The following is a 13860-nucleotide window of genomic DNA, read 5'->3' as shown; positions in this document are numbered from 1 at the left end:
CGCCCCAGGCCATGCCGCCCCAGGGTCCGCCATCCCAGCGTGTGCCGACTCAGGGCATGCCGGCTCAGGGTATGCCGGCTCAGGGCATGCCGGCCCAGGGTGTGCCGCCCCAGGGCGCGCCGACCCAGGGCACGCCGCCGGGGTGGACTCCCCCCGCGACCGGTACGCCTCAGGACACGCCGGCCTGGGGTGCCGCGCAGCAGCAGCCCGGCTGGGGAGCGCCGCAGCAGTCCGGGTGGGGCACCGCCCAGCAGCCGCCCGGCTGGGGGCAGTACGTCCCGCCGCCACCACCGCAGCCCAAGGGCCTGGCCCGGGTCGGGAAGATCATTCTCATCAGGGTCGGCGTCGCCGCAGTGGCCATCGCGGTCGTGGTGACCGTCGGCGTCATCCACGGCATGAACGACGACAACAGCGGCGGCGCGCACGCGTACGCGACGATCAGCCCGCCCCACGGCGACTCCGCCACGAGCACTGCGCACGCCAACCCGAACGCGCCGTTCGAGGGGACGCCCGCGGCCAACTACCCCGAGGGTGCCGACGGGATCACCATGCCCGCCGCCGCCGCGGTCAGCGGCTTCAGCACCGCCCAGGTCAAGGCCGCGCTGAACCAGGTGCACAACGCCCTGGTCGCGGCGCGGCTGGACTCGAAGATGGTGGTCAACCGCGACCCGTCCGCGTTCCTCGCGCTGGTCTCCGGCGGAGAGCGTGACGACCTGAGGAAGGACTTCAGCTCCGACCAGTTCAGCACGTACGCGACCCAGGTCGCGCCCGGTCACAAGCTGTCCAAGTTCTCGCCGAGGGTGCAGGGCCGGACCACGTTCCGCGCGGCCACGAACAGCAACGACGTACGCGAGATCGAGATCATCACCAACTACGTGTGGGTGTACGCGTTCGACGAGCCGGCTTCCGAGCCGGGCGACAACCTCGTGGTCATCCACGACACCGTGACCTGGGACGTGCCGAGCACGTCGGACGTCGAGAAGAGCGACCAGGGCCTGTGGGTGGACGAGTCGGAGTCGTACGGGTCCAACGTGGACTGCGACGAGTTCGACAAGGGACTGATTGCACCCGGCCAACCGCAGATGGACCTCGGTGGCGGCGGCAGCAGCACGGAGGACCCGGACTCGATGTTCGACCCGGACCGCAGCCTGGACATCTCCAACACCTGCTGAGACCGGTTGAGCCGGACCGGTACCGGCCGCGTCAGCGGACGGTACCGGTCACCAGCCAGCGCTCGGTGGTCAGCCGGTACAGCAGCAACGCCAGCCGGATCACGATGAACAGGGTCAGGCCGGCCCAGACTCCGCCCAGGCCCAACCGCAGCCCGTAGGCCAGCCAGATCATCGGCAGGAAACCGCCCAGCGCCGCGACGATGGTCAGGTTCCGCAGGTACCCGACGTCTCCCGCTCCGATGAACACACCGTCCAGCGCGAACACCACGCCGGCCAGCGGCTGCATCCCGACGAACCAGGGCCACGCGATCATCGCCTGGTGATGCACCTCGGGGTCAGAGCTGAACAGTCGCGGCAGCACCGGCGCCCCGGCCAGGATCACCAACCCGAACGCCGTGCCACAGACCAGCCCGATCGCGGCGATCCGCCGGCCCAGCCAGCGTGCCTCGGCGACCCGGCCGCCACCGAGTGCGGCGCCGACCAACGACTGGGCCGCGATGGCCACCGCGTCGAGCGCGAGCGCGCAGAAGTTCCACAGTTGCAACGCGACCTGGTGCGCGGCCACCGACGCGGCACCGAACCGGGCGGCCACCGCGGTGGCGGACAGGAAGCACGCCTGGAACGCCAACCCGCGCACGGCGAGATCCCGGCCGAAGCGCAGCTGAGCCCGGATCATCGCCGGCTGTGGCCGGAGCGGTACCCGCTCGGCCACCAGGGCACGGACGAACAGCGTGCCGGAAACGATCTGCGCGGTGGCGTTGGCGATCGCCGACCCGACGAGCCCGAACCGCAGCCCGTACACGAGGATCGGGGACAGCACGGCGGACAGCAGGTTGGCGCCGAGCACGTAGCGCAGCGGGCGCTTGGTGTCCTGGATCCCTCGCATCCAGCCGTTGCCCGCCGTGGCGACCAGCAGGCCCGGTACGCCCAGCGCGGCGACCCGTAACCAGACGGCGGCCGAGCGGGCCACCTCCGGGTTGCCGGCGAGGGTACGCGTGACCGGCCCGGCCAGCGCCTGGGCCGCGAGCAGGATGACCAGCCCGAGTGCCAGCGCCAGCCAGGAAGCCTGGACGCCCTCGGAGACCGCGGACGCGCGGGATCCTGCCCCGAACTGGCGCGCGGAGCGGCCGGTGGTGCCGTAGGCGATGACGGTGCCGAACCAGGCGGCGAACGTGAGCACCACTCCGCCGACCGCGAGAGCCGCCAGCGGTACCCGGCCGAGGTGCCCGACGACAGCGGTGTCAACCAGCAGGTACAGCGGCTCGGCCGCGAGGACGACAAGCGCCGGTATCGCCAATTGCGCGATCCGGCGCGGCGTCGAGGGGTCTGCCGTCGCCGTCACGCCGACCATGATGGCACGGCTCCGGTAAGGACCGGAAGACGCGGCAGCCGCTACAACCTCAGGTTTGGCTACTGACGGGTGTCCATGGAGGTCTGCAGGGCGCGACGAGCCTGCTCACGCTCGTCCTCGGACGGCTGCGGCTTGGTCTGCGCCTGGGACTCGGTCCGCGTCACGGTCGACGTCGGCATGATGGGTTCCTTCCGGGAAAAACGGTAACTACGCGAACGTCCGCCGCTCACAGCGGCGCTGTCCGTCGCGATCGCCCGCCACCCGGTCCGGGGTTGCCGGAGGGGGGCCGCCGGCGCTGGTGCGGGCCGGTAGACCCTGCTCGTTCTCGAAACCCAAGTTATCGTTCAGGTCCCACGCAATGCACATCGATCCCGAATTCTGGAACGCTCGTTAAGGTGACGATCCGTCGCATTGGCGATTCCCGAGTGTGATCACCTCGCGAAGAGGTGCCATCCCAGCCAGCACCAGACCGCGTACCCGGCGATCCGCCCGACCGGCAGGCCACCCGCCCGGAACCGCAGCCCGGCCCGGAACCGCAGCCCGATTCGGAGCCGCAGCAGGGACTCGCACAGCCGGCCTAGCGTGGGCAGCCTCGACCCGGTGCGGCGGGCCAGCAGCTCCAGCGCGACGACGGTGAGCGCGGCGGCGAGGTACCCGCCGATCGCCAGCTCCCGGGTCAGGCTCATCGGCGTACCAGCCACCAGAACGCCGCCAGCCAGCCGAAGTACGCCGCCGCCCGGACCGGGTAGTGGTCCAGGACGGGATCCAGAAGGTTCGACAGGGTCGGGTGCGGGTAGGTCGAGCCGAGCGCGAGATCGGTCAATTCGACGACGCCCAGCAGCAATACGGGCACCAGCCACCAGGCGGCCGCCGGTGACAGCCGGCTGGAAGCCTCCCGGGCCGCGGGGCCGGGGCCGGCCGCGACCGGGGTGGTCGGGGTGGTCGGGGTGAACATCGGGGCCTCAACGGGCACCGGCGCCTCGACAGGCAGCGGGGCCTCGACGAGAACCGGGGCGGGAGTCGTCGCCGGCAGCGGGCCGGCGAGCGCACGACGGGCCAGCCGGCCGGACAGCGCGAGCCAGGCCAGCGTGCCGCCGACCACCAGCACGTACAGGTTCGCGGCCGGCGAGAACGACGGGAACAGGGCCCCGACCAGCGCCAGTAGCGCCAGAACCAGCACCCGTACCATCGCTCAATTGTTCACCCGCGACGGCGGCTGGCGGCAGAGCCGTTCACCCGCGACGGCGGCCGGCGGCAGAGCCGTTTCACCCGCGACCGGAGCCGCCCGAAGAGCCCGCGACGGGAGCCGGCGTCAGAGCGCGGCACGCACCAGGTCGACCACCTCGGTCAACGATCCGTACCCGGTGAACCCGGCCGCCAGCCGGTGCCCGCCACCGCCCAGCCCGACCGCTACCCGGGCCACGTCCACCGCACCCTTGCTGCGCAGCGACACCGACCACTCCTGCGCGCCAACCTGCTTCAGGACGCAGGTGACGTCCGCCTCCTCGGCTACCCGTACGGCGTCGATGAGTCCCTCGAGCACGTGCCTACGCTGACCGTGGCGCTCCAGGTCGTCCAGCGTCGCGTAGGACCACACCATGCCGGCCCCACCGGCGGCCGCCGGCTCCAGGCTCGCTCGCGCCAGCACGTCGCCGTACAGCTTCATCGCGCCGAACGGCCGGCTGTCGAACAGCCGCCGGGAGATGTCCGCCGGCTTGATCCCGGTCGCCAGCAGCCGCGCGGCCAGCTCGTGCACGGACGGCGTGGTCAGGTCGAACTTGAACGATCCAGTATCGGTGGACAGCGCGACGTACAGGCACTCCGCGATCTGGGCGTCGAGCGCCACTCCGAGCCGGGTCAGCAGGGCCTCCGCGACGACCGCGGTGGCCGCCGCCGTGGGCTCCACGATCGGTACGTCGCCGAACCGCGAGTTGGACGCGTGATGGTCGAGCACGACGCTGGTGCCCGCGGTCTCCAGCCGGTCGGCCAGCTCCCCCAGCCGGCCCACACTCGCGGCGTCGAAGCAGATCAGCAGGTCGGGCGCTGCCGGCGCGTCGGCCGGGTCGATGAGCAGGTCCAGACCGGGCAGCTCGTCGAACGGCGGAACCAGCTCGTACGGGGCCGGAAACGTGGCCAGCGGAGCACGGCCGAGCCGACGCAGGCCCAGCCCGAAGCCGAGCATGCTGCCCAACGCGTCACCGTCCGGATTGACGTGGCAGACCAGCAGGATGGTGCCGTCGGCCGGCAGTCCGCGGATGGCCGCGACGGCACTCGCCCACTCGTCCTCGGTACTCGCGCGCAACGGCGCCGCGGGTGCGGCCGCGGTCACCGGGATTCCTCGTCCGGCGTGCCGGCTGCCGGCTGCGTGTCCGGGTCGGACTCCTCCGCCTCTTCCTGCTCGTCCTCCAGTCGGTACGGCTGGGGGTCCCCGGCGTAATGCGCGCCGGCCGCCTGCCGCTCCACCTCGGCGTCGGACTCGCGGGCGGCGGCGAGCAGCTCGTCGATGTGCTTGACGTGATCCTGGACGTTGTCCAGGACGAAGGTCAGGGTCGGCGAATGGCGAAGCGCCAGTGCCTTGCCGACGGTGCTGCGCAGCATGCCCTTCGCGCTCTCCAGCGCCGCCGCGGTGGCGGCTTCCTCGGCCGCGTCCCCGAGCACGGTGTAGAACACCGTGGCGTCTCGCAGGTCGGCGGTGATCCGGGCGTCGGTGATCGTGATCATGCCCAGCCGAGGATCTTTGATCTGGGTACGCACGACGGAGGCCACCAATTCCCGGACCCGCTCCGCATGCCGACGTACCCGCGCTGGATCCGTCATCTCACACCTCCGCTGGACTAGCCGCTGAACACTCAGACATTACCTAAGTCAAACTCACTCGTCGTCACCGTGCAGGCGGCGCCTGACGGACAGCAGATCGACCTCGGGACGGCCGGCGACGAGCCGCTCACACGCGTCGAGAACCTCCGTCACGTGACCCGCGTCGGGCGCGACGACGGCCACTCCGATCTCGGTTCGCCCATGCCGATCCAGTGCCCCGACTTCGGCCACGGACACCTCGAACTTCCGCAGGGCGGCGATGATCGGCCGGACATATGACCGTTTCGTCTTCAACGACCGCGAATCACCGGGCAACATGAGATCAAAAAGCGCGGTACCGGTATACACGCTGAGTGAGGCTAGCGCTTCGTCGCCCGTCGCGCTGCCTGGTATTGCTCGCCGCGCCAGGGGCCCGACCGGCTCCGGTCGCAGCGTGGCGCGCCGCGCTCAGGGATGGTTTGCGCGGCGCCAGACGCACCCAGGGAGGTCTGCACGGCGCCAGGCGCGCCGAGCCCAGGCCGGTGGCCTCAGCCGAGCGCTGCGATGATCACCGGGTCCGGCTCGCGGGGCAGTTCGGCCGCACCCGCCCCCGACCTCGGCTTCGGCCGGCGCCGGTCGGCGGTGCTGGAGCTGCCACCCCGGCCCTGGTAGATCATCAGGCCGTTCACCGGGTCCGGTACCGCGTCCAGCGCCGCCGTCACGGCCGGCAGGATCCGGAATCCGGCCCAGGCATCGGAATCCCGGAACGCGATCTCGAAAACCGTCCCCCAGGAGTGGCGCTCCCAGTTCCAGTCGACAGCGCCGCGGGTCACCGCCGCCTCGATGAGCGAGTTGCCGTGCGCGCCGCGCCACAGCTCGGCGGAGAATCCGCCGTCGAGAACCTCGATCGACCACCAGTACTCGGACATCGTCTTCCCCGATCTCCGCCTGCTCGACCGCGCTGCACGCCCCGTGATCGCGGTCCCCGGCATGGTCGCGCCGGCGACGGATCGCGTCAGATATCGATGGACGCCGAACGCATCTCACACCGTAGCTCGATCATTTCCGGGCGACCAGTACGTCCCTGATGATCGCCTGATCGACCCGGTGCTCCAGGTCGTCGTATCCGGACCCGTCCAGCACCGTCAGTCCGTTCTTGGCGAAGATGTCCGCGACGTCCTGACGGCCGGCCAGGTACGTGTTCCAGGCCAGCCCGATCGCGCCGCCCGGCCGCAGCAGTTCGGCCCAGACCGGTACGGCGGCGTGCAGCAGGTCCGCCACGCCCCGGCTGCGGCCGCTCGAACCCGGGACGTGCGCCACCCCATACGGCGCGTCCGCGACCAGCACGTCCGCGCACCCGGCCCGGAGGAACTCCCGGGCCCTCGTGGTGTCCGCGCTGAACACGGTCAGCTTCTGCGCGCCGCCGATGGTCACCTCGAACCGCCGGGCCACCAGCTTGCGATCCCGGCGCACCGGGTTGTTCTCCGCGTGATGCTTGACCCGTTTGCGCTTGAGCCAGGTACGCAGGAACGCCGAGTACGCGTCGACGTCCTTGCCGTCCACCTCGATGCCGATGCCGTGGTACCCGTACATCAGCGCCTGGTTGAGCGTGGTGCCCCGGCCGCACAACGGATCCAGCACGGTCAGCTGCCGCTCCAGCATGGCCGGGCCGGCGTCGCTACCCAGCACGGTCGCGTTGAGCAGCAGCTTGGTGAACTGCTCGTTGGTCTTGCCGGCGTACTTCGGGATGGTGATCAGGTCGTCGTCGTACCGGTCGAGAGGGCGCAGCTCGACCGGGCGCAGCAGGTCGTCGCCCGTGAGCGCGAAGAGCGCGTAGATCGAGGACAGGTTGGCCAGGTACGCCACGTCGCCATCGGTCAGCTCGGCCTCGAACCCGACGTAGCGCACCCCGCCGAGACGCAGCTCCCGGACATCGGTCGGCGGCGTGGACAGTCGGGGGGCGAAGATGGCCAACTCGGCCTGGGTGAGACGGATCGAGGCGTCCGCGTACACCCGGTTCGACGACGGCGCGATGAGCAGCGCGTACCTGGTCACAACATCCTCTCTGGGTTTCTCGACCGGTCAGAGGCGACGAAGCCCGGACCCCGTCGACGGGGTCCGGGCTTCGTTCAGGCCGGCGTCACGCGCGCGGCTTTTCCCGCATCTCGTACGTCTCGATGAGGTCGCCCACCTTGACGTCGTTGTAGTTGCCCAGAGTCAGACCGCACTCGAAGCCCTCGCGGACCTCGGTCGCGTCCTCCTTGAACCGCTTGAGCGACGAGATGGTGAGGTTCTCCGCCACCACCGAACCGTCGCGCAGCAGCCGGGCCTTGGCGTTGCGCCGGATGAGCCCGGACCGGACGATGCAACCGGAGATGTTGCCGACCTTGGACGACCGGAAGATCTCGCGGATCTCCGCCGAACCCAGCTCGGCCTCTTCGTACTCCGGCTTGAGCATGCCCTTGAGCGCCGACTCCACCTCTTCGATGGCCTGGTAGATCACGGTGTAGTACCGGATCTCCACGCCCTCGCGGTCGGCGTAGTCGCGGACCTTGCCCTCGGCGCGCACGTTGAACCCGATGATGATCGCGTCCGACGCGCTGGCCAGGTTGACGTCGTCCTGAGTGACCGAACCGACACCCCGGTGGATGATCCGGAGCTGCACCTCGTCCGAGATCTCGATCTTGACGAGTGCGTCCTCCAGGGCTTCCACCGAACCGGAGACGTCGCCCTTGAGGATCAGGTTGAGCGTGGTCTTCTCGCCCTCCTTGATCCGGTCGAGCAGGTTCTCCAGGGTCACCCGACCGCCGCGGTTGGCGATCTGGGCGGCGCGGTCGCGGGCCTGCCGCTGCTCGGCGATCTGCCGGGCGGTGCGGTCCTCGGCCACGGCCAGGAACGTGTCGCCGGCTCCCGGTACCGCGGTCAGACCGAGTACCAGCACCGGACGGGCCGGACCGGCCTCGGGGACCTGCTTGCCGTTCTCGTCGAGCATGGCCCGGACGCGACCGTGCGCGTCACCGGCCACGATCGCGTCACCGACGCGCAGCGTGCCCTTCTGCACCAGCACCGTGGCGACCGGGCCGCGACCGCGGTCCAGGTGCGCCTCGATCGCGATGCCCTGCGCCTGCCCGTCGATCGGAGCCCGCAGGTCGAGCGCCGCGTCGGCGGTGAGCAGGACCGCTTCCAGCAGGCCGTCGATGTTCAGCCGGCTCTTCGCCGAGATGTTGACGAACATCGTGTCGCCGCCATACTCCTCGGCGACCAGGCCGTACTCGGTCAGCTGCTGGCGTACCTTGTCGGGGTTCGCCTCCGGCTTGTCGATCTTGTTTACCGCCACCACGATCGGCACCTCGGCCGCCTTGGCGTGGTTGAGCGCCTCGATGGTCTGCGGCATGACACCGTCGTCCGCCGCCACCACCAGCACCACGATGTCGGTGGCCTGGGCACCACGGGCACGCATGGCGGTGAACGCCTCGTGACCCGGGGTGTCGATGAACGTGATCGCCCGGTCCCGGTCGTCGTGTTCGACGTGGACCTGGTAGGCACCGATGTGCTGGGTGATGCCGCCGGCCTCGCCCTCGACCACGTTGCTCGAGCGGATCGCGTCGAGCAGCTTGGTCTTACCGTGGTCGACGTGACCCATCACGGTCACCACCGGCGGCCGGGTGACCAGCCGGTCCTCGGCGATGTCGGCGTCGAGGTCGATGTCGAACCGGGCCAACAGCTCCCGGTCCTCCTCCTCCTTGGTGACGATCTGCACGTCGAAGCCCAGGTGCTCGCCGAGCAGCAGCAGCGTCTCGTCGGTGCACGACTGGGTCGCGGTGACCATCTCGCCCAGGTTGAACATCTCCTGGACCAGCGAACCGGGGTTGGCGTTGATCCGCTCGGCGAAGTCGGACAGCGAAGCACCGCGCGGCAACCGGACAGCCTGGCCCTGCCCCCGCGGGGCACCCGAACTCATCGTCGGGGCGGACAGGTTGTCAAACTCTTGCCTGCGCTGCTTCTTCGACTTGCGACCACGGGCCGGCTTGCCACCCGGGCGCCCGAAGGCACCCGCGGCGCCGCCGCCACGGCCACGGCCACCGGCACCCGGACGGCCAGCACCAGCGGTACCCGTGCCGGTACCGCCGCCGCCACCACCGGGACCGCCGCGGTAGCCACCGCCACCGCCGCCGCCACCGCCGGGGCCACCGCGGTAGCCACCGCCACCGCCGCCGCCACCACCGGGGCCACCGCGGTAGCCACCGCCACCGCCGCCACCACCACCGGGACCGCCGCGGAAGCCACCGCCACCGCCCGGACGACCGGCACCGGCGGGACCGCCACCCGGACGACCCGGACGCTCTCGGTCAGCCGGGCGACCGGGGCGCTGGCTGGGCATCTGCGAAGGACTCGGCCGCGGCCCACCCATCGAAGCCGGGTTGGGCCGGGGTGGCATGGAAGCCGGGTTGGGCCGGGGCATGCCGGCCGGAGTCGGCCGGGCGCCGCCGCCACTGATGCCGAACGGGTTGTTCCCGCCCGGTCGTGGAGGACGGTTGCCACCGGGACGAGGTGCCCCCGAAGCGGGAGCGCTCGGAGCGCCACCGGCCGGACCGGTCGTGCGCGGGGGTACCGCACCCGGACCGGGCTTCGGCGCGGTCGCGGTGCCGCCCTCGCCCGCCGGGCGCTGCCGGGCGGCCTGCTGTGCCTTGACGGCGGCCGCCTGCTCTGCCTTGAGTGCCGCGGCGCGAGCTTCGGCCGCCGCGACCTCGATGTCATGGGCGCTCGCCGGCTTGACGACCGGCGGCGCGCTGGGAACCGGGGTTGCCTTCTTCGCCGGCGGCGCCATCTTCCGTGGCGGAGCCGGCCTCGCCGAGATCCTGGGTTCGGCGACACCCGCCGCCGGCGCCGGGGCTGCCGCCGCAACGGGCGGCGATGGCGCGGCGGCCGGCACCACACCGGAAGCCTCCAGCGACGCGCGCAACCGACGCGCGACGGGAGCCTCCACCGTGCTCGATGCCGACTTTACGTACTCACCCATTTCCTGAAGCTTGGCCAGTACGGTCTTGCTTTCGACCCCGAGCTCCTTAGCCAGCTCGTGTACGCGGGCCTTACCTGCCACTGCACTCCTCACTCCGAGGTCGCGCGGGCAGCACCCGCGGCGACCTCACTCCCGCACTTGAAGCCTGGTCATTTCAGCGACTTCATCGTGTGCTCATGTCGGTCGTCCTACCTTGCTAGTCGGGCGGGGCGGCGCCCCGCCTTCGGAGGTTCCGAGAAGCTTCCACAACGCACCGGCGTCGGTGACCCCGGTGACGCGTAACGCGCGCCCGAAGGCGCGACGCCGTTCCGCGAGCGCGAGACAGGTCGGCTCGGGATGCAGATGAGCACCTCGACCCGGCCTCACGCGTGCCGGATCGGGTTCGAGGACAAAGACACCGTCCTCGGACTCGGTCGCGACAACTCGCAACAACTCGGAGGTCGAGGCCCGCTTCCGGCAACCTACACAGGTCCGAACCGGTCGAAAAGCCCGGTCCGGCGGATTCGCCGGACGCGCGCCACGTACCACTCGTAAAGTCTACCCCGTTGGCTGTGCGGCGGCTCCGCCCGCCTCGACGGCGTGATCGCCAGCCGGCTGGGCGGAGACCCGACTCGAGTCGAGAACCTGATCACCGGCCGGCTGCGGAGCGACCCCGCCCGCCTCCACGACCTGATCACCGCCGCTCGGCTCGGTGTCCGGGCGGATGTCGATCCGCCACCCGGTCAGCCGCGCGGCGAGCCGGGCGTTCTGTCCCTCCCGCCCGATCGCGAGCGAGAGCTGGTAGTCGGGCACGGTGACCCGGGCGGTACGGGCGGACGCGTCCACCACGTCGACCCGCAGGGCCTTGGCCGGGGACAGAGCGTTGCCGACAAACGTCGCCGGGTCGTCGGACCAGTCGATGATGTCGATCTTCTCACCGTGCAGCTCGCTCATGACCGAACGCACCCGCTGGCCCATCGGGCCGATGCAGGCGCCCTTCGCGTTCACGCCGGGCTGGGTCGAGCGTACCGCGATCTTGGTGCGGTGACCTGCCTCACGTGCGATCGCCGCGATCTCCACGGTGCCGTCGGCGATCTCCGGTACCTCGAGCGCGAACAGCTTCTTGACCAGCCCCGGGTGCGACCGGGACAGGGTGATCTGCGGCCCGCGGAAGCCCTTGGCGACGTGTACCACGACCGCCTTGATCCGCAGACCGTGCTCGTACGCCTCGCCCGGCACCTGCTCGGCGGCCGGCAGGACCGCCTCCAGCTTGCCGAGGTCGATCGTGACGATGCCCTTCTCGGCCCGTGCCTCGTGAGCCTGGATCACACCGGTGACCAGGTCGCCGTCCCGGCCGACATACTCGCCGAAGTGCACCTCGTCGGTGGCCTCCCGCAGCCGCTGGAGGATCACCTGCTTGGCGGTCATGGCGGCGATCCGGCCGAAGTCGTGCGGTGTGTCGTCGTACTCCCGGATGATCGACCCGTCGTCGGGGTCCACTTCCTGGGCGAAGACGGTGGCCGCGCCGGTACGGCGGTCGATCTCCACTCGGGCGTGCGTGTTCGCGCCGTCAGTGTGCCGGTACGCGGTCAGTAGGGCGGTCTCGATCGCCGCGAGAATCGTCTCGAACGGGATCTCCCGCTCGCGCTCCAGTGCACGGAGGGCCGCGAGGTCGATGTTCACTCCTCGTCCTCCTCTCGCTCCTCGTCAAAGTCGGCCAGCTCGTCGTTCGGGTCGTCCGGTTCGTCGTCGACACCATCGTCGCCGATGTCGTCCAGCCGGCCGAATTCGATCTGTACCCGGCCGGGCCCCAGTTCCCCGTACCCGAAGTCCTGCTTCCGGCCGTCAACGTCCACGGTGACCCGCTCGTCGTCGGCGGCGGTGACCCGGCCGGTCAACTGCCGGTCACCCGCCTTCACCGCGACCAGCCGGCCGATGTTGCGCCGCCAGTGCCTGGGCAGGGTCAGCGGCCGGTCCACCCCGGGCGAGCTGACCTCCAGCACGTACTCCCCGGCGGTGAACGCACCACCGGTCTCCTCGGCGCTGTCGAGCGCGGCGGAGATGTCCCTGGACAGGTCGGCGACCTCGTCCAGGCTCACGCCACCGTCCCCGTCCACAATGATCCGCAACAGGTGCCGCCGACCGGCCCGGGAGACGGTCAGCTCCTCCAGGTCGTACCCGGCGGACTCGACCACGGGTCCGATCACGGTCCGCAGCCGGGCCCGGTGCGCGGCCAGCTCGCTGCCGCCCGGCCGGGTGGCCGTCCGCCCAGCCGAGTCGGCCGGCCGGGATCCCCGACCGGATGCGCCCGGAAGATCGCGAGGGCTGCTCGCCTCCGCCGCAAGCCGGTTCCGGCCACGCTCCCCCGGGGCACGGCCGCCGGACCGTCCGGAGGCGCGGTTGCGCTGAACCACCCCACACCTCCTGATCCTCGCTAAACAGACACGCCAACACGCCGCCCGGCCGGGCGTACCCGGCGGCGGCTGCGCTGAGCGTAACGCGCGGTAACCCGGGATGGGCCAGCGCCGCTCCGGAACGTACCTGCCGATCCCATAGACTGCCTATTCGCGCCGATGGTGTCCGCTTACTACGATGCGGCCGGTGCGGGGGCGAAACGGTCGGCGGGGGGCGATGCGATGACCCGGAACGGTCGGACCCGCAGGGCTGTCCTGGGCACCGTGGTCGGTGGCGCGACGCTCGCCGCGGCGGCCGGATGCGGTTGGCTCGGCGGGGGCGGCGGATCGGACGCCGGGGCGCGATCGAAACCGAGCCCGCTGGCGCCGGCGCTCGCCGCCACGCTCACGTTGATCGACCTCTACACCGCCACCATGGCGGGCCAGCCTTCACTGACCGGCAAGCTCGATCCCCTGCTCGCCGACCACCGGGCACACGTCACCGCGCTGAACGCGGCGATGGCACCGGCGTCCGCGGCGCCGACCGGGCCGGCCACCGGCTCGCCCAGCGCCGGGGCCGGCGTCCCGCCGGACCCCGCCGAGGCGCTGGCCGCCGTCCGGGCCGCCGAGCAGGCCGCCCGGGACAGCGCGGTCCGCGACTGCCTGGCCGCCCAGCCGCGGTACGCGTCGCTGCTCGGCTCGATCGCCGCGTGCCGGTCGTGCCACCTGGAGGTGCTGGTATGACCAGCCTGGCCGACGCGCTGGCCGGTGAGCACGCGGCGATCTACGGGTACGGGGTGCTCGGCGCGCACCTCACCGGCCAGGCGCTCAACCAGGCCAGGCAGGCGGAGGCGGCACACCGCGGCCGGCGGGACAAACTGTTCATCGACCTGGCCGGGGGCAGCGCTCCGGCACCCGCGGCGGCACCGGCGTACGCGCTGCCGTTCCCGGTCACCGACGCGACCACGGCGGTCAAGCTGGCCACCCAGCTCGAGGAGCGCGCCGGAGCGGTCTGGCACGCGGTGCTTCCCGACGTCACCGGCGACGACCGCCGGTTCGCGCTGGACGCGCTGACCGACTGCGCGGTGCGGGCGGCCCGCTGGCGGCGGGTCGCCGGGCACGTCCCGGGCACGGTCGCGCTGCCCTGAC

15 protein-coding genes are annotated in these 13860 nt (G+C 71.4%); 3 read left to right on the top strand and 12 right to left on the bottom strand.

The features are described from left to right. Window positions 1–56: 56 nt before the first annotated feature. Window positions 57–1172 carry a hypothetical protein gene (locus Raf01_RS09340; RefSeq protein ID WP_203917344.1) on the top strand — a complete coding sequence of 372 codons (1116 nt, stop codon included), beginning with the start codon at window positions 57–59 and terminating at the stop codon, window positions 1170–1172. Between the two features lie 31 nt (window positions 1173–1203). On the opposite strand, the gene Raf01_RS09335 is transcribed toward Raf01_RS09340, so the two are convergent. The 12 genes from Raf01_RS09335 to rimP form a co-directional block, all read right to left on the bottom strand. Further along, window positions 1204–2523 carry an MATE family efflux transporter gene (locus Raf01_RS09335; RefSeq protein ID WP_203917343.1) on the bottom strand — a complete coding sequence of 440 codons (1320 nt, stop codon included), beginning with the start codon at window positions 2521–2523 and terminating at the stop codon, window positions 1204–1206. A gap of 431 nt (window positions 2524–2954) precedes the next feature. Then, window positions 2955–3209 (bottom strand): DUF6186 family protein, encoded by a 255-nt coding sequence (locus Raf01_RS09330; protein ID WP_203917342.1) that lies wholly within the window; start codon window positions 3207–3209, stop codon window positions 2955–2957. After that, on the bottom strand, window positions 3206–3712 hold the full coding sequence (locus Raf01_RS09325) for a hypothetical protein (protein WP_203917341.1): 507 nt from the start codon (window positions 3710–3712) through the stop codon (window positions 3206–3208). The genes Raf01_RS09330 and Raf01_RS09325 overlap by 4 nt, the downstream gene beginning before the upstream one ends. 123 nt (window positions 3713–3835) lie before the next feature. Further along, window positions 3836–4852 (bottom strand): DHH family phosphoesterase, encoded by a 1017-nt coding sequence (locus Raf01_RS09320; protein WP_203917340.1) that lies wholly within the window; start codon window positions 4850–4852, stop codon window positions 3836–3838. Next, entirely contained in the window at window positions 4849–5340 is a 492-nt protein-coding gene (rbfA, locus tag Raf01_RS09315; RefSeq protein ID WP_203917339.1) for a 30S ribosome-binding factor RbfA, read from the bottom strand. The genes Raf01_RS09320 and rbfA overlap by 4 nt, the downstream gene beginning before the upstream one ends. Window positions 5341–5394: 54 nt before the next feature. After that, entirely contained in the window at window positions 5395–5688 is a 294-nt protein-coding gene (locus Raf01_RS09310; RefSeq protein WP_203917338.1) for a DUF503 domain-containing protein, read from the bottom strand. Between the two features lie 179 nt (window positions 5689–5867). Next, the gene (locus Raf01_RS09305) at window positions 5868–6248 is read right to left on the bottom strand and encodes a hypothetical protein (protein WP_203917337.1); all 381 of its coding nucleotides are present in this window, start codon (window positions 6246–6248) and stop codon (window positions 5868–5870) included. 130 nt (window positions 6249–6378) lie between these two features. Then, on the bottom strand, window positions 6379–7374 hold the full coding sequence (locus Raf01_RS09300; RefSeq protein ID WP_203917336.1) for a TRM11 family SAM-dependent methyltransferase: 996 nt from the start codon (window positions 7372–7374) through the stop codon (window positions 6379–6381). A gap of 85 nt (window positions 7375–7459) precedes the next feature. Further along, complete coding sequence (gene infB / locus Raf01_RS09295) at window positions 7460–10420, bottom strand: translation initiation factor IF-2 (RefSeq protein ID WP_203917335.1); 2961 nt, start codon at window positions 10418–10420, stop codon at window positions 7460–7462. 93 nt (window positions 10421–10513) lie between these two features. Beyond that, on the bottom strand, window positions 10514–10867 hold the full coding sequence (locus tag Raf01_RS09290) for a YlxR family protein (protein ID WP_203917334.1): 354 nt from the start codon (window positions 10865–10867) through the stop codon (window positions 10514–10516). A gap of 9 nt (window positions 10868–10876) precedes the next feature. Beyond that, the gene (gene nusA, locus Raf01_RS09285) at window positions 10877–12001 is read right to left on the bottom strand and encodes a transcription termination factor NusA (RefSeq protein WP_203917333.1); all 1125 of its coding nucleotides are present in this window, start codon (window positions 11999–12001) and stop codon (window positions 10877–10879) included. Beyond that, a complete protein-coding gene (gene rimP, locus Raf01_RS09280; protein WP_203917332.1) occupies window positions 11998–12732 on the bottom strand; it encodes a ribosome maturation factor RimP in 735 nt (244 codons plus the stop codon). The genes nusA and rimP overlap by 4 nt, the downstream gene beginning before the upstream one ends. A 222-nt stretch (window positions 12733–12954) precedes the next feature. Between rimP and Raf01_RS09275 the strand changes: the two genes are divergently transcribed. Together Raf01_RS09275 and Raf01_RS09270 are read left to right on the top strand one after the other, a co-directional pair. Then, complete coding sequence (locus Raf01_RS09275) at window positions 12955–13455, top strand: hypothetical protein (protein ID WP_203917331.1); 501 nt, start codon at window positions 12955–12957, stop codon at window positions 13453–13455. After that, a complete protein-coding gene (locus Raf01_RS09270) occupies window positions 13452–13859 on the top strand; it encodes a ferritin-like domain-containing protein (protein WP_203917330.1) in 408 nt (135 codons plus the stop codon). The genes Raf01_RS09275 and Raf01_RS09270 overlap by 4 nt, the downstream gene beginning before the upstream one ends. Window position 13860 lies beyond the last annotated feature (1 nt).

Source organism: Rugosimonospora africana (assembly GCF_016862975.1).
Taxonomy (GTDB): Bacteria; Actinomycetota; Actinomycetes; order Mycobacteriales; family Micromonosporaceae; genus Rugosimonospora; species Rugosimonospora africana.
The sequence above is the reverse complement of the archived record's forward strand: the minus strand, read 5'-3'. Positions and strand labels throughout refer to the sequence as shown.